This window comes from Buttiauxella sp. B2, assembly GCF_006376615.1.
Taxonomy (GTDB): Bacteria; Pseudomonadota; Gammaproteobacteria; order Enterobacterales; family Enterobacteriaceae; genus Buttiauxella.
The window spans coordinates 445,690-471,508 of sequence record NZ_VEXQ01000001.1 but is presented as its reverse complement, the minus strand read 5'-3'; the positions used below and the strand labels follow the sequence as shown (position 1 = coordinate 471,508).

24 protein-coding genes are annotated in these 25,819 nt (G+C 50.4%); 21 read left to right on the top strand and 3 right to left on the bottom strand.

The window, feature by feature from the left end; genetic code table 11:
• Nucleotides 1–6 precede the first annotated feature (6 nt).
• Nucleotides 7–429 (bottom strand): universal stress protein UspC, encoded by a 423-nt coding sequence (gene uspC, locus FH968_RS02470; RefSeq protein WP_139876901.1) that lies wholly within the window; start codon nucleotides 427–429, stop codon nucleotides 7–9.
• An 805-nt stretch (nucleotides 430–1,234) separates the two neighbouring features.
• Here uspC and flhD point away from each other — a divergent pair.
• The 6 genes from flhD to cheW all read left to right on the top strand — a co-directional run bounded on the left by flhD (nucleotide 1,235) and on the right by cheW (nucleotide 6,668).
• On the top strand, nucleotides 1,235–1,585 hold the full coding sequence (gene flhD, locus FH968_RS02465) for a flagellar transcriptional regulator FlhD (protein ID WP_223271274.1): 351 nt from the start codon (nucleotides 1,235–1,237) through the stop codon (nucleotides 1,583–1,585).
• Between the two features lie 4 nt (nucleotides 1,586–1,589).
• Nucleotides 1,590–2,168, top strand: a complete 579-nt coding sequence (flhC, locus tag FH968_RS02460) for a flagellar transcriptional regulator FlhC (RefSeq protein WP_139876896.1) — start codon at nucleotides 1,590–1,592, stop codon at nucleotides 2,166–2,168.
• A gap of 127 nt (nucleotides 2,169–2,295) precedes the next feature.
• Nucleotides 2,296–3,189: a flagellar motor stator protein MotA gene (gene motA / locus FH968_RS02455; RefSeq protein ID WP_139876894.1), complete on the top strand. Its 894-nt coding sequence runs from the start codon at nucleotides 2,296–2,298 to the stop codon at nucleotides 3,187–3,189.
• A complete protein-coding gene (gene motB, locus FH968_RS02450; protein WP_139876892.1) occupies nucleotides 3,186–4,115 on the top strand; it encodes a flagellar motor protein MotB in 930 nt (309 codons plus the stop codon). The genes motA and motB overlap by 4 nt, the downstream gene beginning before the upstream one ends.
• A gap of 10 nt (nucleotides 4,116–4,125) precedes the next feature.
• Complete coding sequence (gene cheA, locus FH968_RS02445) at nucleotides 4,126–6,150, top strand: chemotaxis protein CheA (RefSeq protein WP_139877262.1); 2,025 nt, start codon at nucleotides 4,126–4,128, stop codon at nucleotides 6,148–6,150.
• A 14-nt stretch (nucleotides 6,151–6,164) separates the two neighbouring features.
• Nucleotides 6,165–6,668, top strand: coding sequence for a chemotaxis protein CheW (gene cheW / locus FH968_RS02440; RefSeq protein WP_139876889.1), 504 nt, complete (start codon nucleotides 6,165–6,167; stop codon nucleotides 6,666–6,668).
• Nucleotides 6,669–6,783: 115 nt separating this feature from the next.
• On the opposite strand, the gene FH968_RS02435 is transcribed toward cheW, so the two are convergent.
• Nucleotides 6,784–8,046: a dicarboxylate/amino acid:cation symporter gene (locus FH968_RS02435; protein WP_139876887.1), complete on the bottom strand. Its 1,263-nt coding sequence runs from the start codon at nucleotides 8,044–8,046 to the stop codon at nucleotides 6,784–6,786.
• A 428-nt stretch (nucleotides 8,047–8,474) separates the two neighbouring features.
• On the opposite strand from FH968_RS02435, the gene FH968_RS02430 reads away from it, so the two are divergent.
• From FH968_RS02430 to FH968_RS02360, 15 genes are all read left to right on the top strand, one after another.
• On the top strand, nucleotides 8,475–9,023 hold the full coding sequence (locus FH968_RS02430) for a spore coat U domain-containing protein (protein ID WP_370451463.1): 549 nt from the start codon (nucleotides 8,475–8,477) through the stop codon (nucleotides 9,021–9,023).
• A gap of 101 nt (nucleotides 9,024–9,124) precedes the next feature.
• Nucleotides 9,125–9,598, top strand: coding sequence for a spore coat U domain-containing protein (locus tag FH968_RS02425; protein WP_139876883.1), 474 nt, complete (start codon nucleotides 9,125–9,127; stop codon nucleotides 9,596–9,598).
• A 14-nt stretch (nucleotides 9,599–9,612) separates the two neighbouring features.
• Nucleotides 9,613–10,365 carry a molecular chaperone gene (locus FH968_RS02420; RefSeq protein ID WP_139876881.1) on the top strand — a complete coding sequence of 251 codons (753 nt, stop codon included), beginning with the start codon at nucleotides 9,613–9,615 and terminating at the stop codon, nucleotides 10,363–10,365.
• The gene (locus FH968_RS02415) at nucleotides 10,341–12,737 is read left to right on the top strand and encodes a fimbria/pilus outer membrane usher protein (protein ID WP_139876879.1); all 2,397 of its coding nucleotides are present in this window, start codon (nucleotides 10,341–10,343) and stop codon (nucleotides 12,735–12,737) included. Before FH968_RS02420 ends, FH968_RS02415 begins: the two co-directional genes overlap by 25 nt.
• Nucleotides 12,734–13,705, top strand: coding sequence for a spore coat U domain-containing protein (locus tag FH968_RS02410; RefSeq protein WP_139876877.1), 972 nt, complete (start codon nucleotides 12,734–12,736; stop codon nucleotides 13,703–13,705). The genes FH968_RS02415 and FH968_RS02410 overlap by 4 nt, the downstream gene beginning before the upstream one ends.
• 310 nt (nucleotides 13,706–14,015) lie before the next feature.
• On the top strand, nucleotides 14,016–15,341 hold the full coding sequence (locus tag FH968_RS02405) for a carbohydrate porin (protein ID WP_139876875.1): 1,326 nt from the start codon (nucleotides 14,016–14,018) through the stop codon (nucleotides 15,339–15,341).
• 178 nt (nucleotides 15,342–15,519) lie between these two features.
• On the top strand, nucleotides 15,520–17,181 hold the full coding sequence (gene tar, locus FH968_RS02400) for a methyl-accepting chemotaxis protein II (protein WP_139876873.1): 1,662 nt from the start codon (nucleotides 15,520–15,522) through the stop codon (nucleotides 17,179–17,181).
• A gap of 48 nt (nucleotides 17,182–17,229) precedes the next feature.
• A complete protein-coding gene (locus tag FH968_RS02395; protein WP_139876871.1) occupies nucleotides 17,230–18,837 on the top strand; it encodes a methyl-accepting chemotaxis protein in 1,608 nt (535 codons plus the stop codon).
• A gap of 19 nt (nucleotides 18,838–18,856) precedes the next feature.
• Nucleotides 18,857–19,723: a protein-glutamate O-methyltransferase CheR gene (gene cheR, locus FH968_RS02390; RefSeq protein ID WP_139876869.1), complete on the top strand. Its 867-nt coding sequence runs from the start codon at nucleotides 18,857–18,859 to the stop codon at nucleotides 19,721–19,723.
• Entirely contained in the window at nucleotides 19,720–20,769 is a 1,050-nt protein-coding gene (locus FH968_RS02385; RefSeq protein ID WP_139876867.1) for a chemotaxis response regulator protein-glutamate methylesterase, read from the top strand. The genes cheR and FH968_RS02385 overlap by 4 nt, the downstream gene beginning before the upstream one ends.
• Before the next feature lie 17 nt (nucleotides 20,770–20,786).
• Nucleotides 20,787–21,176, top strand: a complete 390-nt coding sequence (gene cheY, locus FH968_RS02380) for a chemotaxis response regulator CheY (protein WP_139876865.1) — start codon at nucleotides 20,787–20,789, stop codon at nucleotides 21,174–21,176.
• A 10-nt stretch (nucleotides 21,177–21,186) separates the two neighbouring features.
• Nucleotides 21,187–21,831, top strand: a complete 645-nt coding sequence (cheZ, locus tag FH968_RS02375; RefSeq protein ID WP_139876863.1) for a protein phosphatase CheZ — start codon at nucleotides 21,187–21,189, stop codon at nucleotides 21,829–21,831.
• A 166-nt stretch (nucleotides 21,832–21,997) separates the two neighbouring features.
• The gene (gene flhB / locus FH968_RS02370) at nucleotides 21,998–23,149 is read left to right on the top strand and encodes a flagellar biosynthesis protein FlhB (RefSeq protein WP_139876861.1); all 1,152 of its coding nucleotides are present in this window, start codon (nucleotides 21,998–22,000) and stop codon (nucleotides 23,147–23,149) included.
• Entirely contained in the window at nucleotides 23,142–25,223 is a 2,082-nt protein-coding gene (gene flhA, locus FH968_RS02365; RefSeq protein WP_139876859.1) for a flagellar biosynthesis protein FlhA, read from the top strand. Before flhB ends, flhA begins: the two co-directional genes overlap by 8 nt.
• Nucleotides 25,223–25,615, top strand: a complete 393-nt coding sequence (locus FH968_RS02360; RefSeq protein ID WP_139876856.1) for a flagellar protein FlhE — start codon at nucleotides 25,223–25,225, stop codon at nucleotides 25,613–25,615. Before flhA ends, FH968_RS02360 begins: the two co-directional genes overlap by 1 nt.
• On the opposite strand, the gene FH968_RS23620 is transcribed toward FH968_RS02360, so the two are convergent.
• Nucleotides 25,602–25,748, bottom strand: coding sequence for a hypothetical protein (locus FH968_RS23620; RefSeq protein WP_189388966.1), 147 nt, complete (start codon nucleotides 25,746–25,748; stop codon nucleotides 25,602–25,604). The two genes, FH968_RS02360 and FH968_RS23620, sit on opposite strands and share 14 nt — an antisense overlap.
• Between the last annotated feature and the right edge of the window lie 71 nt (nucleotides 25,749–25,819).

The following is a 25,819-nucleotide window of genomic DNA, read 5'->3' as shown; positions in this document are numbered from 1 at the left end:
CTCCGCTTAACTCAGCGGCACCAACAAAACATCCACCTGGCTTGACGCTACTACTGCTTTTGCTGAACAAATTACCTTACTGAAAAAACTTTGATTGTGGTTACCGCAAATAACTAAATCCACCGCGCTTTTATTACAAATCGCCAGAATATGCTCACTTAATTCGCCCGTGGCGATGACCGTCTTAGTTATAGGGTAATTGGCCTGCTCAACCAATTCATTAATAAAAAGCTGAGTCTCTTCAAGCATTAACTCTCGCAAGTTCTCCATCATAGGGGCAGCAAATTGATTATAAAGCTCGGGGTCTGAGGCGAGCGTAATCAGCGTTATCTTTCCATTCACGGGCCGGGCAATTGATACAGCCTTTCCCACCAGTAAATGGCTCTGTGGGCTGACAGCGACCGCAACCAGTATGTGTTGGTAACTCATTACAACCTCCTGTTGCCTGATAACCAGACTGTTAACATTTTTCTTACTACAACACTCATAATTACGCAAGAATAGTACCAATGGGAATTGTGAGCATGCTCATGAAAAATGATTAATAGCGCTAATGTAAGCGGCTTATGAAGATACCGGGATGCATCTGTCGCTCATTTTTCCATCAAACTTTCGTATTATTTTGTATGGATATAGTTAATGTCAGCTTTAAGCGAGAATTTATATCTTATCCGCAATAAAATGCAATATTTCAAGGTGTTATATGCTGAAAGGGCTTTTTAGCGTAGTGTAATCTTTGGTTGGAAAAAAAATGCGATATAAATCACATAGCTAAGCCAGTGTCGCGAAACGATATTGAAAGTAAGTCATTAAATTGTTAGTCAAACGATAAGGTTTTTCCATATTAACGTAACGGATATTTCGAGTTTGCCGATAAAATAAACAATTGAAAAGTCTTGCTGATGTTTCCATGGGATACATAAAGTAAATATATGTGATCCGTGTCACATAAATCCTAAAATTCGACGGGATCCGCATTGTATGTCTAAAGGGCTACGAGTAGAGTTTGCTCGCAATTAGGATAAATCTTAATTTCATATAAGAAATTTAAGCCCAGATAAGAACGTACCAACAAGGATGATTCCACGGCATTTTTTGTCAGTGGATTTAGTGCGTGTTTTCAATTGATGTACTTTGGCTTTTTTGTTGCTTTAGTTTTAACCGGGGCTACCCGGCGACTCACGGGGTGCGGCTTAGCCGCATGTATAAAAGATAGTATTTCAGGATGAACACAATGCATACATCCGAGTTGTTAAAACACATCTACGATATTAATTTGTCGTACTTGTTACTTGCGCAACGTCTTATTAGCAGTGATAAACCCTCAGCAATGTTTCGTTTGGGTGTGACCGAGGATATGGCTAATTCTCTGAGCGAATTAACATTGCCACAAATGGTAAAATTAGCGGAAACCAATCAATTGATTTGCCAGTTCCGTTTTAATGATAACCAAACAATTACCCGCTTAACGCAAGACTCTCGTGTGGATGATTTACAGCAAATTCATACAGGCATTTTGTTATCCACCCGCTTATTAAATGAGGCGTCCGCAATAGACGAGGCACCTCGCAAAAAAAGGGCGTAACAAAATGAGCGAAAAAAGTATTGTTCAGGAAGCACGCGATATACAACTGGCGATGGAATTAATCACGCTAGGCGCACGATTGCAGATGCTGGAAAGCGAAACGCAATTAAGTCGCGGCAGACTGATCAAACTGTATAAAGAGCTCCGTGGTAGCCCCCCTCCGAAAGGAATGCTGCCTTTTTCTACCGACTGGTTTATGACCTGGGAGCAAAATATCCATGCTTCCATGTTTTGCAATGCCTGGCAGTTCTTGTTACGTACCGGTTTGTGCACCGGTGTTGATGCGGTCATCAAGGCTTATCGCTTGTATCTGGAACAATGTCCACCACAAGAGGGCGGGCCTTTGCTGGCGCTGACTCGTGCCTGGACGCTGGTGCGTTTTGTTGAAAGTAATATGCTTGAATTGAGCCGTTGCAACTGCTGTGACGGTAACTTTATTACGCACGCGCACCAACCCGTAGGCAGCTTTGCTTGCAGTTTGTGCCAACCACCATCAAGAGCAGTAAAAAGACGTAAACTTTCTACGAATACTGCCGATATTATTCCACAACTGCTGGATGAACAGGTCAAACAGGCCGTTTAACAGTTCGGTGTGGATAACACTCCAGCAGCGATAAGCAATTATCGCTGCTTTTTTTTGCCCCGCACTCAGCTGTTTTCACCCTTGATTTGTGAATCCTCGTCACATTTAACAGCAGAAGGATGTACTCGTGCTGATTGTAATAGGTTATCTGGTCGTAATTGCGACAGTATTCGGCGGCTATATGATGACCGGGGGTCATCTCGGTGCGCTCTATCAACCAGCTGAATTTATCATCATTGGTGGGGCGGGAATTGGGGCTTTTATCGTTGGTAATAACGGTAAGGCGATTAAAGGGACGTTAAAAGCGTTGCCTTTGCTTTTCCGTCGCTCGAAATATACCAAAAGCATGTATATGGATCTCATGGCCCTGCTTTATCGCTTGATGGCGAAGTCACGCCAGCAAGGGATGTTTTCGCTGGAACGTGATATCGAAAATCCTAAAGAGAGTGAAATCTTCGCCAGCTACCCGCGTATTTTAGCCGACAGCTTGATGCTGGATTTTATTATTGATTATCTGCGTCTGATCATCAGCGGGAATATGAACTCGTTTGAAATTGAAGCGCTGATGGACGAAGAAATTGAAACTCACGAAAGTGAGGCGGAAATACCCGCGAATAGCCTGGCAATAATGGGGGATTCACTTCCTGCATTTGGTATCGTAGCAGCAGTCATGGGCGTGGTTCACGCGTTGGCTTCGGCTGACAGGCCTGCGGGGGAACTTGGGGTATTAATTGCGCATGCCATGGTCGGAACCTTCCTGGGTATTTTGCTGGCATATGGTTTTATTTCGCCACTGGCGACGGTTTTACGCCAAAAAAGTGCCGAAACAACCAAAATGATGCAGTGCGTTAAAGTCACATTACTCTCAAGCCTTAACGGTTATGCCCCGCCAATTGCCGTTGAATTTGGCCGTAAAACCCTTTATTCCAGTGAACGCCCATCGTTTGTTGAACTTGAAGAACATGTTCGTGCCGTTCGTTCCCCGAATGCGCAACAACGCGCAACGGAAGAAGAAGTATGAAGCACAATGCGCGCCCCATTGTTGTCGTAAAAAGGCGCAAGCACAAAGGCCACGGCGGCGGTGCGCACGGTTCCTGGAAAATTGCTTACGCCGACTTTATGACCGCCATGATGGCTTTTTTTCTGGTTATGTGGCTGATTTCAATCTCCAGCCCTAAAGAACTGGCGCAAATTGCCGACTATTTCCGTACGCCACTTTCTGCCGCTATTACCGGGGGACAACGCATCGCCGATAGCCAAAGCCCGATTCCTGGCGGCGGTGATGATGTCACCCAGCAACAAGGCGAAGTGAAACGACAGCCCAATATTGAAGATCTCAGAAAACGGATGGAAGCCAGTCGCCTCAAACGTCTGGGCGACAAACTGGATCAGCTGATTGAAGCCGATCCTAAGTTGCGCGCATTGCGCCCTCATCTGCAAATTGACTTGGTTCAAGAGGGGCTACGGATACAAATCATCGACAGCCAGAATCGCCCGATGTTTAAAAATGGCAGAGCTGAAGTTGAGCCTTATATGCGCGACATCCTGCGCAGCATCGCGCCGTTACTGAATGAATTTCCAAACAAAATTAGCATATCTGGCCACACTGATGATTTGCCTTACGCCATGGGCGAACGCGGTTATAGCAACTGGGAACTTTCCGCAGATAGGGCAAATGCCTCGCGTCGCGAATTGATGTCGGGTGGGCTTATCGATGGCAAAGTTCTGCGTGTTGTGGGGATGGCATCAACTATGCGCCTGACTAATCGCGGGCCGGAAGATGCCATCAACCGACGCATTAGTTTACTGGTACTGAATAAGCAAGCTGAAGAGGCCATCGTGCACGAAAACGCAGAAAGCGAAAATCAGCCAATAAGTATTCTCCAACAACCTGGAGCCGTGGAACCGGCACAGAACACATTACCGCCGCAATCCGGTACGAGGTGATAGCGTGAGTATGGATATCAGTGATTTTTACCAGACATTTTTTGACGAGGCCGACGAGTTACTGGCCGATATGGAACAGCACCTGCTGAATTTGCTGCCTGAAGCACCGGATTCAGAACTGCTAAACGCCATATTCCGCGCCGCACACTCGATAAAAGGGGGCGCAGGGACTTTCGGCTTTTCCATTTTGCAGGAAACCACGCATTTAATGGAAAACCTGCTCGACGACGCACGGCGTGGGGAGATGCACCTTAACACCGACATCATCAACCTGTTTTTGGAAACCAAAGATATTATGCAAGAACAGTTGGACGCTTATAAAAACTCACAGGAACCGGACGCTGAGAGTTTCGACTATATCTGCAAAGCGTTGCGCCAACTGGCTCTGGAAGCCAAAGGCGAAACAGCTGCGCCGCCTGCAAAACTGACGGTTGTGGAAAAAGACTCTGTCGCAACAGCGCCTGCCAGCAACGGTGATTTGCGCATTGCGATAACCGGACTGAAAACCAGTGAACTCGATTTGCTGCTGGAAGAACTGGGGAACCTTGGCACATTAAGCGATGTGGAAAAAGGCGAAAACTCAGTCACCGCAACCATAGAAACCACCGTCAGTGCCGATGACATCAGCGCCGTACTCTGTTTTGTTATCGAACCGGAACAAATCGAATTTCTTCCGTTACCGGCAAATAATCCGACTGTAGAAAGTGACGTTGAAAGAGTAGAAGCACCGGTTGCCGTTAGCGTAAATACACCGCAGCCAACGATTGCCGAAGTGGTAACTGCTGCGCCAGCCTCTGCGCGTACAGAACGAGAAAGCAAACCGACGCGTGTTAGCGAATCGAGCAGTATTCGCGTGGCGGTAGAAAAAGTAGACCAACTGATAAACCTGGTTGGTGAACTGGTTATCACCCAGTCAATGTTGGCACAGCGCTCTAATGAATTAGACCCAGTGGAGCACGGCGAACTGATTACCAGCATGGGCCAGTTACAACGTAACGCCCGTGATTTGCAAGAGTCGGTGATGTCTATCCGTATGATGCCAATGGAATATGTCTTCAGTCGCTTCCCGCGTCTGGTGCGTGATTTGGCAAGCAAACTGAACAAACAAGTTGAGCTCACTCTTCAGGGCAGTTCCACTGAACTGGATAAAAGCTTGATTGAACGCATTATCGACCCGTTAACCCATCTGGTGCGTAACAGCCTCGATCATGGTATCGAAACCCCGGAAAAACGCCTCGCGGCTGGAAAATCTGCAGTCGGAAATTTGATTCTGTCTGCTGAGCATCAGGGTGGGAATATCTGCATCGAAGTCTCCGATGACGGTGCGGGTTTGAACCGCGAACGTATTCTTGCCAAAGCGCTGTCACAAGGCATGCCGGTGCACGAAAACATGTCTGACGATGAAGTGGGTATGTTGATTTTCGCACCCGGATTCTCGACCGCCGAACAGGTGACCGATGTGTCCGGACGTGGCGTGGGTATGGACGTGGTGAAGCGTAACATCCAGGAAATGGGTGGCCACGTTGAAATTAAATCCCAGGCCAATGTCGGCACGACTATTCGCATTATGCTGCCGCTGACCCTGGCTATTCTTGACGGCATGTCGGTCAAAGTGAGTAACGAAGTCTTTATCCTGCCGCTCAACGCGGTGATGGAATCGTTGCAGCCAAAAGAAGATGACCTGCATCCGCTGGCAGGTGGCGAACGGGTACTTGAAGTACGCGGTGAATACTTGCCGCTGGTTGAATTGTGGAAAGTGTTTGATGTTGCCGGGGCTAAAACCGAAGCAACGCAAGGCATTGTGGTGATTTTGCAAAGCGCCGGACGACGTTACGCGCTGTTGGTTGATCAGCTGATTGGTCAGCATCAGGTCGTGGTGAAAAACCTTGAGAGCAACTATCGCAAAATACCGGGTATTTCCGCCGCAACCATCCTCGGTGATGGCAGTGTTGCGTTGATTGTCGATGTTTCAGCGCTGCAAGGTTTGAATCGTGAACAACGTATGGCCGGCCACGCCGCCCTTCCTCAGGTTTGAGAACAGGAAAAGAAATGACTGGATTAACCAATGTGACAAAACTGACCGGGGAAACGGTAGGGCAAGAATTCCTCGTTTTCACCCTCGGTGACGAAGAATATGGCATCGACATTTTGAAAGTGCAGGAAATCCGTGGCTACGACCAGGTCACGCGTATCGCTAACACACCTGCGTTTATCAAAGGCGTGACTAACCTGCGAGGTGTGATTGTACCCATCCTCGACTTGCGTATTAAGTTTGCGCAAGATGACGTGGAATATAACGATAACACGGTGGTTATTGTGCTTAACTTCGGCCAACGTGTCGTAGGTATTGTGGTGGATGGTGTGTCTGATGTGCTTTCATTGACCGCTGAGCAAATCCGCCCGGCACCAGAATTTGCCGTGACACTTTCAACAGAATACCTGACAGGCCTTGGCGCACTGGGCGACCGTATGTTGATTCTGGTTAATATTGAGAAGCTGCTCAATAGTGAAGAAATGGAACTGGTGGATAGCGCTGCAAGCCGCGTGGCGTAGAGTTTAATCGTTAATGTCGGATGTCGCTCACGCTAATCCGACCTACGAAACTTTGGCATGTGTAGGGTGGATTAGTGTGAGCGACATCCACCACTTTTCATTCGATTCAGGAGGTTTACGCTTCCGCTTGCTCCCCAATCTCCACCTGTTCTTCCATCTCACCTTCATTCTTCGAAAGCATCGCCGTTGCCACACCGTTACCCAACACGTTAATCGCTGAACGACCCATGTCGAGGAAGTGGTCGATACCCATCAGTAACAAAATACCCGCTACCGGAATATTAAAGCTCGGAATGGTTGCAGCAAGCACCACGAGTGCAGAACGCGGCACCCCCGCGATTCCTTTCGATGCCAGCATTAACGTCAGCATTAACACCACAATCTCGGAGAACGTTAGATGGATGTTATAAGCCTGGGCGATAAACATGGAAGCAAAGGAGCAGTACACCATCGAACCGACCAGGTTGAACGAATAACCAATCGGTAGCACGAAGGAAGCAATGTTACGTGAACAACCAAAGCGCGTGAGCTGGTCGAGTGTTTTAGGGTAAGCCGCTTCAGAGCTGCTCGTGGTGAATGCCACCAGAACCGGATCTTTGAGCATCGCAATCAAGCGGAATACATCGCGCTTGAGCACCATATAACCCACGCCGATAAGTACCATGCAGGTCAAAATAATGGCGAGATAGTAACCGCCGATGAACGCGGCGTAGTTCAGCAAAATACCCAAACCTTCCGTGGCAATCACAGAAGAGATGGCGGCAAAAATAGCCAGCGGCGCAACGTACATCACGTAGCCAGTCACTTTTAGCATGATGTGGGAAACGACATCCAACGCGGCAACTAACGGTGTATTGAATTTCTCACCAAGCGAAGCGCCTGCAATACCGAAGAACAAAGAGAACACCACGATTTGCAGGATTTCGTTGTTCGACATCGCGCCCGCAATGCTGGTCGGGATGGTGTGTGAGATGAATGCTTTCAGGTTCATGCCGCTTACGGCAAGACCAGTTTGAACATCACCGGCGGGTACCTGCAGATTCATGCCAGCACCAGGGTGCTGGAGGGTGACGATGAACAAACCCACCAGAATGGACAGAATGGAAGATGAGATAAACCACACCATCGCTTTGCCACCTACGCGGCCAATAGTAGAAGTTTCACCCATCTTCATAATGCCTACCGTCAGCGTGCTAAACACTAACGGTGCAATCACCATTTTGATCAGGCGTAAAAAGATGTCGGTGAACAGCGTGATGTTCTCGGCATAACTTTTTACGTTGTCCGCAGCAGCATACTCATGGATTGCAGCGCCGGAGAGAATGCCGGCGAACATGAACAGAAGAATGAACAACGTGAGTTTGTTTGAATTTGACACTGACCTGATATCCCCATCTGTGCGTTAACATATATTTAACTCATTGAGCTATATATAATAATTATGTTTGCCCAATATACATTCGGCCCATAAATTGAAGCAAAGCGAGCACAGATACAACTATTTTTTACTTTTTGTCGCATTTGTTAATACAGAGACCTTTATGTAACAACGTGATTACCATCACGAAAACAATATTAATATTTCCGCAAAAACTCTGCATTCTCTCCATCGTTATTTTATTAATTACTTGATTAATAAACTAAATATTTTGCAATACGCTGTAAGGGTGATTGTTCGCTCAACTCCTGGTTATTTCGTCATACATAAACTAAATTTCAATAAGTTAGCGTATTCAACGCCCTGGCAGTCAAAGGGTGACGGATGTGCACAATGAGGGCTAAACAATGAAAGCACACACACTCTTAATGCTCTGTGGTAGTGGTTTACTTTGTGGCATTAGCGAGGCGCAGGCGGTAACCAGCAGCGGTACAATCAATGCGACCCTGACCCTGACGAATGGCTGCCTGATCAACGGTTCACCGGCACAAAACGGCATTAACTTTGGTACGTTGGATTTCGGCGAACATCCCGCAACATTCTCTACGTTGACTACTGAGCTGGCAGGCGCTTCTGGTGGCAACAGCTTCGGTATTCAATGCACATCGGGTGCAATTTACACCGTACAGGTGACAGGCAGCACTAATGCTGCTCCGACGACGACGGTCGGCACACCCGGTACTCCAGCCCGTTATTTGGTCAATACCAGTGATACGACACAAGGTGTGGCGTACAGCATCTACAGCGACAACGCGTTCAATAATGTGATTACCAACAATGCGGCAATTCCGAAAGCGTCCACTACTGCTGGCGTAGACAACTACATTGTCTACGGGCGTATTCAGGGCGGAGGGGACAGCGTGACAGTCAAACCGGGCACATACACTGACATTATCAATGTCAGTGTGACCTACTAAACAAGCTCCATTCCTTGTAAGCCATTCTTAGAATTTAACAGCAGGCAGTTGCCACTGCTGAGGGCCGCGCTTTGCATAAAATTCACGCCTGGATAGGGGGGATGATGATTGCGCTTCCGGCAAGTGCGGTCACGACACAATCATTTCAGGTTGGCGCGACGATAACACCGGGTTGCTCCATAGCTAGTGGTAGTGGTGGCCTGTTTGGCACATTGAATTTTGGCAGCCACAGTGGTGTAGAAAACGGTATTACCAGCAATGCATTAATACCTGATACCTCGCTGGCACTGGCCTGTACGCCGGGTGTGGCGTTAAGCATGACCATTGATGGCGGCAAAAACTACACCTCGGTACGCAATATGGTGCGCACCGGCAGCAGCGAGGTAGTGCCTTATCGGCTTTACACCAGCGGTGCGCTAACCGCCAACACTGAAATCATGGTCAATCAGGCGGTAGCAGTCACCTACAGCAACAGTAACAACATCACATTGCCAATTTATGGCGCAGCGCAATTAACGGGTTTTAGCCCGGCAGGTACTTATACCGACCAACTCACTGTGACGTTGTCATGGTAAAAAGGGAGAAAACAATGAAGCCATGGTTCTTGCGTAAATTATTGATAGCGGCTGGCTGTCTTGCCAGCGCTCAGGCGTTAGCGGCAGGAAACATACTGATTTGGCCCATCGACCCCTACCTTGATGCCGATGCCAAAGCCGCAGAATTGTGGATACAAAACCAAAGTGATACGGCGACGACTATGCAGGTGCGCGTGGTCGGCTGGCAGCAGCTACAAGGCCATGAAAAATACCAGCCGCAACAGGATGTTGTCGCGAGCCCACCGATAGTTCGTATTGAAGGCGGTGGCAAGCAGCTTATTCGTTTGATCAAACAAAACGTGGTGCCACCGGGCCAGGAACAGGCTTATCGCATCGTGGTGGATGAAATTCCCCAGCCCGTTGATGAGCGCAAACCACAAATGGGCCTAAGATTGCAAATGCGCTATTCCATACCGTTGTTTTCGTATGGTGCAGGTATGGAAACCTTCAGCGCCGCCAGCAACCATGCCAATACTGAACCGGCGAAATTGTCGTGGCAGGTGAAGAATGAAAATGGTCAATCGACGCTACAAATCACCAATCGCGGTAACGTTCATGCGCGACTAAGTAATGTCAGCCTGCGCCAGGGGAGCCAAAAACGAGTATTGACCGACGGGCTGATGGGCTATGTATTGCCCAACAGCCAGCGTGAATGGCCGTTACCTGCATCGTTTACCCGGCCTGACCAAATGTCCGCCACGATCAATGCCCGTTCCGAACAATGGCAATCTTCTCCGGTCAATTGAGCCGATTACCGATGGTGATGCTTCTGTTTTCTTTGCCGCTGTGCAGTGATGCAGCGCAAGAAGATGATGCATTACCACCACCGCCGGATGCACAAGCGCTGAATCAGTCAGCGCAGTTTCATTTATCGCTGGTTTTTAATCAGTGGGACAGTGGATTGGTAGTGCCGGTCACTTCGCGCAACGGACAGTTTTTTGTCAGCCGTGCCGATTTACAACGTGCCGGATTACCAGGCGATAAATTAAGCACCGACGAAGTCAATGTTTCGGTGCTTAAAGGCGTTCAAACCCAATACGATAGCACCGGGCAACGTCTGTTAATGACGGTTCCTAACGAATGGTTGCCCGACCAGGCGATCGCTCTTGGTAAACGCGACGCCAGTTTTACACCGTTGAGCGGCAGCGGGGCACTGCTCAACTACGATTTCTACTCAAGTCATACACAAAACAGCGGCAGCCAGGCCTCGGTATGGCATGAGTTACGGATGTTCGGCGGCAACCTCAGCCTTTCATCTACCGGAACATTTCGCCAGGGCTTTGCGGGTTACGACGCGGGAAGCGGCGAAGGTTATCGGCGTTACGACACCACACTAACCGGCACCGACGAAGACGACATTATCAGCTGGTCTGTGGGGGATGTGGTGAGCGACGCGTTAAGCTGGAGCAACAGCGTGCGCATGGGCGGCATTTCTATTGGGCGTGATTTCTCGCTACGCCCCGACCTCATCACTTATCCGTTGCCTGCTTTTTCCGGTGAAGCGGCAGTGCCTTCCACGGTCGATGTGTTTATTAACGGCTATCGCAGCGGTAGCACCCAACTGCAACCGGGTCCGTTTACCCTGACCAATCTTCCCTATATTAATGGCTCCGGCGATGCGGTGCTGGTAACCACCGATGCGCTGGGTCGCCAGGTTTCTACCACGCTGCCGTTTTATGTTGCCAGTGAATTGCTCAAACCGGGTTTGAGCGACGGCGCGTTGACGCTCGGCAGCCTGCGGCGTGATTACGGCATCGATAATTTTTCTTATGGCCCAGCGGCGGCAAGTGGTTCATACCGCTACGGCGTAAACGATTTCTGGACGCTGGAAAGCCATGCTGAAGGCGCGCAATCACTGGTGTTGGGCGGTGTGGGAACGCTGGTGAAACTAGGGCGTTTTGGCGTGGTCAACGGTGCCTGGTCGCACAGTGAAATGCGTGGGCAGGGTGGCCAGCAGGTTAATTGGGGCTATCAGTACAACACCAACTGGTTCAATATCGGCACGCAACACAGCCATCGCGACCGTGGGTTTGGTAACCTGGCGCTCTACGACTCGCCCGACATGTATGACGAAAACAACCAGCCCATCGCCAGCCTCAGTCGCAGCACCGATCAATACTCGCTCTCTTTTAACCTTGGCAATTACGGCAACGTGGGCGCAGCATGGATTGACGTGCGCAGTTTTGACAATGAGAAAACGCAATTGCTCAACCTTTCGTGGAGCAAAAATCTGTGGGGAAACAGCAGTTTTTATCTGGCAGCCAGCCATGATCCCGCGCAAAACGGCTGGAGTATGGCGCTATCGTTGCAAGTCCCGTTTGGGGAGCTAAGTAGTGCTGCGTTTAGCGTCGAAAGCACACCTGATGCGGGTAGCACGCAGCGAGTTAACTACAACCATGCGATGCCAGGCAACGGCGGTTTTAGCTGGAACATGGCCTACGCACATCAAAGCAAAAATGACGATTACCAGCAGGCAACGCTTGGCTGGCGCAACAATAAAGTAGAACTTCAGGGCGGTGTATACGGGCAGAGTAATAACTATACCCAATGGGGCGAAATGTCCGGATCGCTGGTCATGATGGATAACACCGTGCTGGCAGCCAATACGATAAACGATGCTTTTATGGTGGTCAGCACAGAAGGTTTTAGCGATGTGACGGTGAACTTTGAAAACCAACCGGTCGGCACCACTGACAAAGATGGCTATTTGCTCATCAGCGGTGTTTCATCGTATTACCCGGCAAACTACAGTATCAACACGCTAAATCTCCCTGCCGACACGCGCATTAAAGATACTGAACGCCGCGTGGCATTACGCCGTAATAGTGGTTATCTGCTTGATTTTCCGATGGAACAGCAGCGTGTCGCCAGTGTTATCTTGCAAGACGGCAACGGCAAGGTGCTTCCCGTATCAAGCCAGGTGTATCGGTCATTACAACCTCCAGCCCCCGTGGGTTACGACGGGATTGTCTATCTTGAAAACCTGAGCGACATAAATCCTCTGACGGTTACCCTGCCTGACGGCAAGCACTGTAGCGCTATGTTACAGCTGGAGAATAACCCTGAGCGCAAACTGAAAACTTACGGTCCGCTGATTTGTCGTGAGGGGGCGAGATGATAGGGCGCGGGGTGTGGATATTGGCGGTGCTATTGCTGCTTATTGCCACGTCCGCACATTCAGCCTGCACTCAGGGCGGGCAAAATGGTGCGTTTGGCAGCCAGAGTTCGTTTGTTATCAACTCCACCGTTCAGAACACCAGCGCGGCCTTTACTCTTGATTGCGACACGGTGCTTAACCTGCTGACTTCTGACTCGATAAAGCTCACCTATCTTGGGGCAACGCCAGTCACTACGGGTGTTCGAGGGTTACTCAAGCGCACCGATGACACCACCAATACTGATAATGTGCCCGTTGTGGTTTGCGTGCAGTCAGGATGTGCCGCAGGCAGCGAAGTGCAAGTTGGGGGAACTTATACCTGGAGCGGCAGTACGTTATTGAATTTATTGGCCAGCAAACGCTATACGTTGCCACTTTACTTGCGCACTGTCGCCGGGCAAAACGTTAGCGCCGGTCCGTATCAGTTAGTGCTTAATCTGCGTATCGACTGGAATATTTGTAGCCTTGGTGTGGCGGTTTGCCTGGCTTATCAGACGGGTAACGGTACTGCGAATATGGCGGTCACGCTTACCGTCACTAATGATTGCAGCACCATCACGGCGCCCGCAGTCAATTTCGATAGTGCGCCGCTGGTGCAAAACTTTAAAAGTATTTCGCAAAGTATTGCCGTCACTTGTACCAAAGGCAGCACCTATACCGTCGGCGTCAACAATGGCGCTAATGCCTCTGGCAATGTGCGGCGAATGAAAAGTGGCAACAACTATATGAATTATGAACTCTACAAATCCAACGGGACTGACCGTTGGGGTAGTCTGGGAGCGGAACGCTGGGCCAGTACGGCATCGTCAGGGCTGAGCAGTGACGGGCTATTGCGCAACTACAACTACGTAGCAAAAGTGCTGACCACTCAAACCACACCTCCCGCCGGGAGTTATACCGACACACTCGTAGTTGATGTTGCGTTCTAAATACTCGTGATACTTTCCACTGCTTTATTGTCGAAAATATGAACACACCCAGGTCACTTATTGTGAGCTAAGCCACAAATTAATATCCCTCAACGGCAATATTTACTTTTAAACAAATGCTCAGTTTTAGGGGAGTAGGTAACGCCATACACTATGGTTAAACGTTCTATATTGTTTGAATAAATAACTTTCATTTAGAGTAATTGAAATATTTTGCATTCTAATTACCAACAATGACCGATAAAAATTAATATTTAAATCCAGTGCGATTTGATATGGAATTTATATTTTAAAATCAGGAGGATATGTAATGAAAAAATCTTTATTGCCCCTTGCTATTGCAGCAGCGCTTTCACTGGCTTCTACTGCCGTATACGCAAGCGAAAAAACAGATGCACCATCTAAAACGATAATCGGTGCTGATACGCTATCAGGTATTGATTTTTATGGTTATTTTCGCTCAGGCATTGCAGCGGGTGACAATGGTTCTATGAAAGATGCCGTGGGTGGCAGCTTTGAGAAAAATAAACTCGGCCGTATGGGTAATGAATTTGACACCTATGCCGAAGTCGGTTTTGGTAAAGAGTTATATAACACTGGAAGTGAGTCTGTTTATATTCAGACCATGATTAACATGTACGATGGTGATTCCAATAGTAATCACGAAAATAACTTTGGCTGGGAAAACATGAATATCCAGTTCCGCAACTTTATGGGAATGGGTGAAACGACTTGGGCCGGTATTCGTCAGTATAATAAATATAGCATCGATGCTAACGACTATGATTACTGGAACCATACCAACGTCGGTGGCGGTATTGAAAAGATGTCGCTGGGCCAAGGGAAACTTTCTTTCGCATTTTTACATCGTGATATTGATGAAGATCTTTCAGCCCTGTCCGAAGGTGACGTAGACACTCAAGAGTTGATTGACTCCAATCAACTGGAAGTCATGTATGACAGTCAACCTCTGTGGGATGGCGCTACCCTGGCTGTGGGTTATAAGTACCTCAACGCTGATGCTAACGATGAACAGCTAAATCGGGTTAACCACGATTATTCCGATGGTCAAACCGCGATGGTTGTTTTGAAACAAGAGATCTTCGACAAGGGCGTTAACAACACTGTTATCCAGTACTATGGCAAAGGTTCGGCTCTGCAGGGTGTGACCTTCGGGGCAGCAGACACTCTGAATGGCAGTGTAAAAGAGGGCGAGGGTTGGGCTTTGCGTAACTACGGTAATATCCCTGTAGCAGCGGACTGGGATGTGAGCCACGCAATCAACCTGGCAGGAGCCAACGATATTGAGATGTGGAATGGCGATAAAGGCGATGCGTCTACGGCCTCTGCCAGCGCCAGGGTCACTTATCACTGGTCTGATTACACGCGTACTTATCTTGAAATGGGCTACTTCGAAGACCAGAAGTCCGTTAACGGTTCTGACTATGACCGCAGCGGTGCGAAATACACCATTGCTCAGGCTCTGTCCTTCGGTCGCGATAAGCCAGAAATTCGCTTATTCGCCAGCCACTACGATAGCAACAAGGATAACTGGGACGATAATACTCAATCCTTCGAAAATAACCTTTCCAACAATACCTGGGCTGTAGGTATTCAGGCTAACGTGTTCTGGTAATCACTATTTATTCGCTGCGGGCACCAGGCTAAAGCCGCCCGCAGCAGTACAACGCAGTGAAATAATTTCCGCTAAGTCACGACACACCCCTCTCTTTATATTCCCCGCCAGAGTTTCCGTTAAAGTTACTTTTCATCATGCCGATAACACCGATAAGAAATCATTAAAAGGGTGTTATATGTTGAACCGTATTCGCGTTGTCACCATGCTAATGATGGTGCTGGTGGTGTTCGCGCTCCTCCAACTCATCTCAGGCGGAATGTTTTTTAACTCACTCAAAGACAATAACGACAGTTTTAAAGTTTCAAGGGAGTTACGCGTTCAGCAATCCGAACTGGCTAACACCTGGGAATTGATGCTGCAAACGCGCATTAACCTGAGCCGATCGGCTGCCCGTATGATGATGGATGCCAGCAATGGGCAAAGTTCAGCAAAAACTGAGCTACTGGGTAACGCCAAAAAATCCCTTGCCGATGCGCAAAAACATTACGCCTTATTCAAACAAGTCCCCGCCATTAATCCGGAAATTGAAACTCTGGTACAAGGCATTGATGACGACTACCAGAACTACAATCAGGCGTTAAGCGAACTGGTGGGTTATCTGGAAAGTGGCAATATGGACGCTTATTTTGCGCAGTCCACGCAAAGCCTGCAAAACGCACTCGAAAAAGAATACAGCGGTTACATCGCTTTGAACGACCGCATGTACGAACAGTCGTACATCGCCAGCACCAGTGATTACAACTTTGCTAAGTGGCAGATTGGTGGTCTTGCAGTTGCATTGTTCGCGGTTTGCTTGTTGGTATGGTTCGGTATGCGCCGCATCCTGCTGCGACCGCTGTCGGTGGTGATTGGTCATATTCGTGAGATTGCCAATGGCAACCTGACTGAAAACATTGTTTCCAGTGGTCGCAACGAAATCAGCGAACTGACTTCCAGCGTGCGCCACATGCAGCAAGAGCTGATTATTACCGTGGGCAGCGTACGTGATGGATCTGATGCCATTTATAGCGGTGCTACAGAAATCGCGGCCGGAAATAACGACCTTTCTTCCCGTACCGAACAGCAGGCGGCTTCGCTTGAAGAAACCGCTGCCAGCATGGAACAGCTTACGGCGACCGTAAAACAGAATGCGGAAAACGCGCGTCAAGCATCTCAATTAGCATTAAGCGCCTCCGAAACTGCCCAACGTGGTGGAAAAGTGGTGGATGGTGTAGTGAAAACCATGCACGACATCGCGGGCTCCTCGAAGAAAATCGCTGACATTACCGGCGTGATTGACGGTATTGCCTTCCAGACCAACATTCTTGCACTCAACGCTGCGGTTGAAGCTGCACGTGCGGGTGAGCAGGGGCGCGGATTCGCCGTCGTTGCAGGTGAGGTGCGAAACCTTGCGCAACGAAGCGCGCAGGCCGCCAAAGAGATTAAATCACTGATTGAAGACTCCGTTTCCCGCGTCGATACCGGTTCAGTACTGGTGGAGAGTGCGGGTGAAACCATGAGCGATATCGTCAATGCGGTCACCCGCGTCACCGACATCATGGGCGAAATTGCTTCGGCCTCCGATGAACAAAGCCGGGGTATCGATCAGGTTGCGCTGGCCGTATCTGAAATGGACCGCGTCACCCAACAGAACGCTTCGCTTGTTGAAGAGTCAGCCTCTGCGGCGGCAGCACTTGAAGAACAAGCCAGCATGTTGAGCCAACTGGTCGCGGCCTTCCGCTTAACGACTGAACCTGCGGTTACGTCTCCCATTATTGCATCGACTCCGATCGCCCCAACGCTCAAACCGAGCAAAGCGGTGGTAGGTGGGAATGACGATAACTGGGAAACTTTCTAAGAATCACTAATGAATAGCCGGTAGACGTGCCGGCTGAGGGCTGTCTTGATGTTCAACCGTATCCGAATTTCGACCACTCTGTTGTTAATCTTGATCGTCTGCGGCGTATTGCAGATTGGTAGTAATGGACTGTCCTTTTGGGCATTCAGGGATGATTTTCAGAATCTAAACATGGTTGAAGTCGGAAACCAACAGCGCGACACCTTAACCCAAAGCCGTGCGGCGTTGTTACAAGCCAGCACCGCTCTGAGCCGTGCCGGTACGCTGACAGCATTAAGTTACCCGGCAGAAGATATTAAACGCCTGATGGCAAATGCCCGTGGCAGCCTGAAACAAGCTGACATGCTGTTTAACCAGTTTCTGGAAATCCCACCTTTGAATAAAGAAGGTGAGGATATGGTGGTGTCGACTAAACAGAGTTACGCCGCCTATCGGGATGATTTGCAGCATCAGGCCACCTGGCTTGAAAGCAATCAACTTTCTGATTTCCTGGGTGCGCCGATTCAGAAGTCACAGGACATTTTTGACGCCTACTTTAATGCCTGGCAGCAAAGCATCAATGACACCGTGGCGGCGTCGAGTGCCGATAGCAAACTGAACTACCAGACCTCGGCGATTATTTTTGCCAGCGTAACGGTGATAGCTATCCTGATGCTGGTTGGTTCAATCGTCTGGTCACGCCGGATGCTGGTGCAGCCGCTGGAAATTGTGCGCAGTCACTTCGAACATATTGCCGCTGGTGATTTGGCGCGACCGATAAGCGTGTATGGGCGTAACGAAATCTCTGAGATTTTCCGCAGCCTGAAAAACATGCAGCAAGCGTTAAAAGAGACGGTACACCAGGTTCGGCAGGGTAGCAGTGCGATGCACACCGGCATTGCCGAAATTGCCGCTGGTAACAACGACCTGTCTTCACGAACCGAACAGCAGGCGGCATCGTTGGCAGAAACCGCCGCCAGCATGGAGCAACTGACTGCGACGGTAAGCCAGAATGCCGACAACGCACGACAGGCTGCACAGCTTTCGCGTACAGCAGCAGATACCGCGCAGCAAGGTGGCCAACAGGCAGCAAACGTTGCTCGCACCATGCACGACATCGCCGGCAGTTCGAAGAAAATTGGTGATATCACCAGCGTGATTGACGGTATTGCCTTCCAGACCAACATCCTGGCACTGAACGCCGCAGTTGAAGCGGCACGCGCGGGCGAACAGGGGCGTGGATTTGCCGTAGTCGCAGGTGAAGTACGCAATCTGGCAAGCCGCAGTGCGCAGGCGGCAAAAGAGATAAAAGTACTTATTGAGGAGTCGGTCGACCGCGTGCAGCAAGGCTCGCAACTGGTCGATACCGCCGCCAGCACCATGGCTGAAATTGTGCGTTCGGTAACTCAGGTTAACGACATTATGGGTGAAATTGCCTCTGCGTCTGACGAACAACGCCGTGGCATTGAACAGGTTGCACAGGCGGTAAGCCAGATGGATCAAGTGACTCAGCAAAACGCCGCACTGGTAGAAGAAGCGGCAGCAGCAACCGATGCTCTGGCAAACCAGGCCGAACACCTGAGCGGTGTGGTATCGGTGTTTAATCTGGAAGGTGTCGCAAGCCACGAAGATGCCACCAGAGATTTAGTAACCAACGGGGTGCTGGTCACCTCCTGATTGTGATTGAGAAGGCGCTATGACATCACCTCTGTCCACTGGACAAACGTCATTAATGTTACAGATGACACAGCGTCTGCCGCTATCCGATGTGCACTTTCGTCGGATATGCCAGTTGATTTACCAACGCGCAGGTATCGTGTTGGCCGATCACAAACGCGACATGGTTTACAACCGTCTGGTGCGCCGTTTGCGCACCCTTGGGCTGGAGGACTTCGGGCACTATCTGAACATGCTTGAGGCCAATGGGGTTAACGCCGAATGGCAGGCATTTATTAACTCCTTGACCACCAACCTGACGGCGTTTTTTCGTGAAGGCCACCATTTTCCGATCCTTGCAGAACATGCACGTAAACGGAATGGGGAATACAAAGTCTGGAGTGCAGCGGCATCTACAGGGGAAGAACCGTACTCCATCGCTATTACGCTTGCGGATGTGCTGGGTATGACACCTGGGCGCTGGAAAATCTTCGCAAGCGACATTGACACCCAGGTGCTGGAAAAAGCCCAAAGTGCCGTTTATCGCCAGGATGAGTTGAAAACGCTGGCCCCGTTACAGTTGCAGCGCTATTTCTTGCGTGGCACCGGGCCACACGAAGGGCTGGTTCGGGTACGCAATGAACTCGCGAACCATCTTGAATTTGCGCCAATCAACTTGCTGGACAAGCAAGCGCCAATTCCTGGGCCATTTGACGCAATATTTTGTCGCAACGTGATGATTTATTTTGATAAAGCGACGCAGCAACAAATTTTGCAGCGCTTTGTCCCGCTGCTAAAACCAGGGGGATTACTGTTTGCCGGACATTCGGAAAACTTCAGTAACCTCAGCCGGGAGTTTTTGCTGCGTGGGCAGACCGTGTACGGACTGAGTAAGGAAAGATCATGACAAAAATAACCGTGCTTTGTGTCGATGATTCCGCCCTGATGCGCCAGATCATGACAGAAATTGTGAACAGTCACGACGACATGGAAATGGTGGCGACGGCGCCCGACCCGCTGGTGGCGCGTGATTTGATTAAGAAATTCAACCCCGACGTGTTGACCCTTGACGTCGAAATGCCGCGCATGGACGGGCTGGATTTTCTTGAAAAACTGATGCGTTTGCGCCCGATGCCGGTGGTAATGGTTTCATCGCTTACGGGCAAGGGGTCAGAAGTAACATTACGCGCGTTGGAATTGGGCGCGATTGATTTTGTCACCAAACCGCAGTTGGGCATTCGTGAAGGCATGCTGGCGTACAGCGAAACTATCGCGGAAAAAGTGCGTACTGCGGCGAAGGCGAAACTGGCGGCTCGTGCGCCAAGCGCGGCACCTGCAGTGCTCAAAGCAGGGCCGTTGCTGAGTTCAGAAAAATTGATTGCAATAGGTGCGTCCACGGGTGGCACCGAGGCCATTCGCCATGTGCTGCAACCATTGCCGCTATCAAGCCCAGCGGTATTAATCACTCAGCACATGCCGCCTGGTTTTACCCGCTCATTTGCTGACAGGCTCAACAAGTTATGCCAGATAGCGGTGAAAGAAGCTGAAGACGGTGAGCGTGTGCTGCCGGGACATGCCTACATCGCTCCAGGCGATAAACATATGGAGCTTGCCCGTAGTGGGGCGAACTACCAAATCAAAATTCATGACGGCCCACCCGTGAACCGGCATCGCCCGGCCGTGGATGTGCTGTTTCACTCCGTTGCGAAATTCGCCGGGCGTAATGCCGTGGGCGTGATTTTGACTGGAATGGGGAATGACGGCGCCGCCGGGATGCTGGCAATGCATAAAGCCGGGGCATGGACTATCGCCCAAAACGAAGCAAGTTGTGTGGTGTTCGGCATGCCGCGTGAAGCCATTAACAGTGGTGGCGTCAGCGAAGTGGTCGATTTAAGCCAAATAAGCCAGCAAATGCTGGCGAAAATTAGTGCCGGACAGGCAATACGTATCTAACTGAAGGAACCCGATTTATGGCAGATAAAGAACTCAAATTTTTGGTGGTGGATGATTTTTCTACCATGCGCCGCATTGTCCGCAACCTGCTAAAAGAGCTGGGTTTCAACAACGTTGAAGAAGCTGAAGATGGCGTCGATGCGCTGAACAAACTCAACGGTGGCGGCTTTGGTTTCGTTATCTCTGACTGGAACATGCCGAACATGGATGGTCTGGAATTGCTGAAAACCATTCGTGCCAATGGCGCAATGGCAGCGATGCCAGTGCTGATGGTGACTGCTGAGGCGAAGAAAGAGAACATTATTGCCGCAGCACAAGCCGGGGCGAGTGGCTATGTGGTGAAGCCGTTCACCGCAGCAACACTTGAAGAGAAGTTGAACAAAATCTTCGAAAAGCTCGGCATGTAAGGAGAGGCACATGCACTCATCTACAAATCCCGCGACAGAGTTACATTCAACCGGCGATATTATCGTTCGGATAGGCAGCTTGACTCGTATGCTGCGTGATAGCCTGCGCGAACTGGGTCTTGACCAGGCGATTGCTGAAGCGGCGGAAGCGATTCCAGACGCGCGTGACCGCCTGGACTACGTGGTGCAGATGACCGCGCAGGCCGCCGAACGCGCATTGAACTGCGTGGAGCTGGCACAGCCTCACCAGAACAAACTGGAAACCGATGCCAAAGCATTGAACGGGCGTTGGGATGCCTGGTTTGAAAACCCAATCGAGCTGGGCGATGCACGCGAACTGGTGACCGATACGCGCAGCTATTTGTCCGGTGTCCCGAGCCATACCAGTTTCACCAATGCTCAGCTTCTGGAAATCATGATGGCGCAAGATTTCCAGGACTTAACCGGCCAGGTTATCAAACGCATGATGGATGTTATCCAGGAAATTGAGCGCCAGCTGTTGATGGTGTTGATGGAAAATATGCCAGAGCTGGATGCCCGCGCTAAGCGTCCTGCCGACAGCCTGCTTAACGGCCCGCAAATGAACTCCACCGCTGCCGGTGTGGTGGCAAGCCAGGATCAAGTTGACGATCTGCTGGATAGTTTAGGGTTCTAAATCGTTATCCGTACGCTCTGACCTTCTCCCTTACCTGGGGGAAGGTTGAGAGTGTGAAGGCGAGCTAACGGCGCAATTAAACCCACAAATCCCCCCGTTTTCCTCCCATTAGCTTTACCCCCCTCTGGCATGCTGTGCTGGTAATTGCGGCCACGAGATTGCAGCGGTGTCTGAAGAAAGCAGCGACGATAAAACAGAAGCCCCCACACCCCACCGACTTGAAAAAGCGCGAGAAGATGGGCAGATCCCCCGATCCCGTGAATTGACCTCACTGCTGATGCTATTGGCGGGGATAAGCATTATCTGGATGGGCGGTGAGCCGTTGGCACGACGCCTGGCCGCCATGTTGTCTGCCGGTTTGCACTTTGACCACAGCATCATTAACGATCCCAACTTGATAGTTAGTCAAATCAGTTTGTTAATAAAACAGGCCGTCTGGGCGTTGTTGCCACTGATTATGGGATTGGTGATTGTGGCGATTGCGGCCCCAATGCTGCTTGGCGGCCTGTTATTTAGCGGGAAATCGATACAGTTTAAGTTCAGCAAAATGGACCCTATAGCAGGACTCGGACGGATGTTTTCCGCACAGGCGGGATCTGAGTTACTCAAAGCATTCCTCAAAGCCATTTTGGTGGGCAGCGTGACAACCTGGTATCTGCTGCACAAATGGCCAGAAATGATGCGTCTGATGAGTGAACCACCGTTGGCGGCGTTAGGACATGCGTTGAATATGGTGGCGGTATGCGGGTTGCTGATTGTACTCGGTTTGACCCCGATGGTTGGCTTTGACGTATTCTTCCAGATTTTCAGTAACATCAAAAAGTTACGCATGAGCCGCCAGGATATCCGCGACGAATTTAAACAACAAGAAGGCGATCCGCACGTTAAAGGGCGTATTCGTCAACAACAGCGTGCGGCAGCTCGCCGCCGCATGATGACAGATGTGCCAAAAGCCGATGTGATTGTGACCAACCCAACCCACTATTCGGTGGCGCTACAGTACGACGAAAACAAAATGAGCGCGCCAAAAGTGCTGGCAAAAGGGGCAGGACTGGTGGCGCTGCGTATTCGAGAAATTGGCAACGAGCACCGCATTCCGATGCTGGAGGCACCGCCGCTGGCACGTGCGCTGTACCGCCATGCCGAAATTGGACAACAAATTCCTGGGCAGTTGTACTCCGCCGTGGCCGAAGTGCTGGCGTGGGTGTGGCAGCTGCGTCGCTGGCGTGTCGCCGGCGGTTTAATCCCGAAAAAACCTGAAAATCTACCCGTGCCTGAAGCGCTAGATTTTGCAAATGACAAGGACTCCGATGGCTAACCTGTTGGCGCAACTGCGCCTGCCGAGCACGATGAAATCCGGACAATGGCAGATCCTTGCCGGGCCGATACTGATCTTGCTTATTTTGTCGATGATGGTGCTACCGCTGCCTGCGTTTGTACTTGATTTGCTGTTCACCTTTAACATCGCGCTGTCGATCATGGTATTGCTGGTGGCGATGTTCACTCAGCGCACGCTCGAGTTTGCTGCCTTCCCGACAATTTTGCTGTTTACTACGTTGCTGCGCCTGGCGCTGAACGTAGCTTCAACGCGTATCATCTTGATGGATGGTCATACTGGCGCCGCAGCAGCGGGTAAAGTGGTTGAAGCTTTCGGTCACTTCCTCGTTGGCGGCAATTTTGCCATCGGTATCGTGGTATTTATCATCCTCGTCATCATCAACTTCATGGTTATCACCAAAGGTGCTGGGCGTATTGCTGAAGTAGGCGCGCGCTTTGTGCTGGACGGGATGCCGGGTAAACAGATGGCGATTGACGCCGATCTTAACGCCGGTTTGATTGGTGAAGAGGAAGCGAAAAAACGCCGCTCGGAAGTGACTCAGGAAGCCGATTTTTACGGTTCGATGGACGGTGCCAGTAAGTTCGTGCGTGGTGATGCCGTCGCGGGGCTTATGATCATGGTGATAAACGTGGTCGGTGGGTTGTTAGTCGGCGTACTCCAGCATGACATGGCAGTGGGCGCTGCGGCTGAAAGTTACACGCTTTTGACCATCGGTGATGGCCTGGTTGCACAGATTCCGGCATTGGTTATCTCAACTGCTGCGGGTGTTATCGTAACTCGCGTAGCGACCGACCAGGACGTTGGCGAACAGATGGTGACCCAGCTGTTCAATAACCCGCGCGTAATGGTGCTCAGTGCTGGCGTTCTGGGTTTGCTCGGTATGGTGCCGGGGATGCCAAATTTTGTATTCCTGCTGTTTACCGCAGCATTGCTTGGATTAGCGTGGTGGATGCGTGGACGCCAGATGGAGTCCGCAGCGGCTCCGGCGGCTCCTGTAAAACCACAGGAAAACCCGCAAGCCGTAGAAGCGACCTGGAATGATGTTCAGCTCGAAGATTCGCTTGGCATGGAAGTCGGTTATCGCCTGATCCCGATGGTGGATTTCCAGCAGGACGGTGAATTGTTGGGGCGTATCCGCAGTATCCGTAAGAAATTCGCTCAGGATATGGGCTTTTTACCCCCGGTTGTGCATATTCGCGACAACATGGATTTGCCACCTGCGCGTTATCGAATCCTGATGAAAGGTGTCGAGATTGGTAGTGGTGATGCTTATCCTGGCCGCTGGCTCGCCATCAACCCAGGTACAGCAGCAGGCACGCTACCGGGTGAAACAACCATCGACCCGGCGTTTGGCCTTGCCGCCACCTGGATTGAAAGCGCGCTAAAAGAGCAGGCACAAATACAAGGCTTTACGGTAGTGGAAGCCAGTACCGTGGTGGCAACTCACCTTAACCATCTTATCGGCCAGTATGCGCCAGAACTGTTTGGCCGCCAGGAAGCCCAGCAACTGCTTGACCGTGTAACGCAGGAAATGCCGAAGCTGACCGAGGATTTAGTGCCAGGTGTGGTGACGTTAACCACGCTACATAAGGTGCTGCAAAACTTGCTGGCCGAGAAAGTACCCATTCGCGATATGCGCACCATTCTTGAAACGCTGGCAGAGCACGCTCCAGTGCAAAACGATCCGCATGAATTGACGGCGGTGGTACGTGTGGCGCTGGGTCGAGCAATCACCCAGCAGTGGTTCCCGGGCAACGGTGAGGTTCAGGTTATTGGACTTGATGCGTCTTTAGAGCGCTTGTTATTGCAGGCATTGCAGGGCGGTGGCGGTCTTGAACCAGGCCTGGCAGACCGCTTGCTTGAGCAGGCTCAGGAAGCATTGAAGCGCCAGGAGATGCTTGGCGCGCCGCCAGTGTTGCTGGTAAACCATGCGTTGCGTCCGTTGCTGGCACGCTTCTTACGCCGCAGTTTGCCGCAGCTAATGGTGCTTTCAAGCCTCGAGCTTTCCGAGAATCGTAATATTCGTATGACTGCGACGATTGGAGCAAAATAATGAGCCGCTTGTTGATGCTGATGTTCTTACCTTTCATGGCCCATGCTGGAGGCGAAGGAGCGTGGCAGGCGAGTAGTATGGGCGCAACGCTAAGCCACCGTGGTGTTGCGGCGTCGTCCCGCGCTTTAGCACCTACGCAACCCGTCAGCGGTGTGATGACGTTAGTCGCCTGGCGATATGAGCTAATTGGCCCGACACCTGCAGGGCTTAACGTCAGACTATGTTCGGTAACGCGTTGTGTTGAGATAGAAGGGCAGAGCGGTACGACGCGGGGATTGACGAACGTGGCGGCAAGCGAGCCCCTGCGTTTTGTCTGGGAAGTTCCCGGTGGTGGTGCGCTTTTTCCTGCGCTGAAAGTGCGCAGTAATCAGGTGATTGTCAATTATCAGTAATCTGCATGCCGCCTGATTTGGCGGCATCTTCCTCTCTACCTCTCATTTCTAACATCTGCTTTTGATAAAAACAAACCACTGTTTTATAAATCAGTGATGCCAGTACCGGAACTCTTTGTGATTCTGCCAGCATTCTGCAAGCCGTGGCAAAAATGCAAAGGTAACCTTCGTCTTGTCATTTTACCTTAGCGGATAAGATTCTCG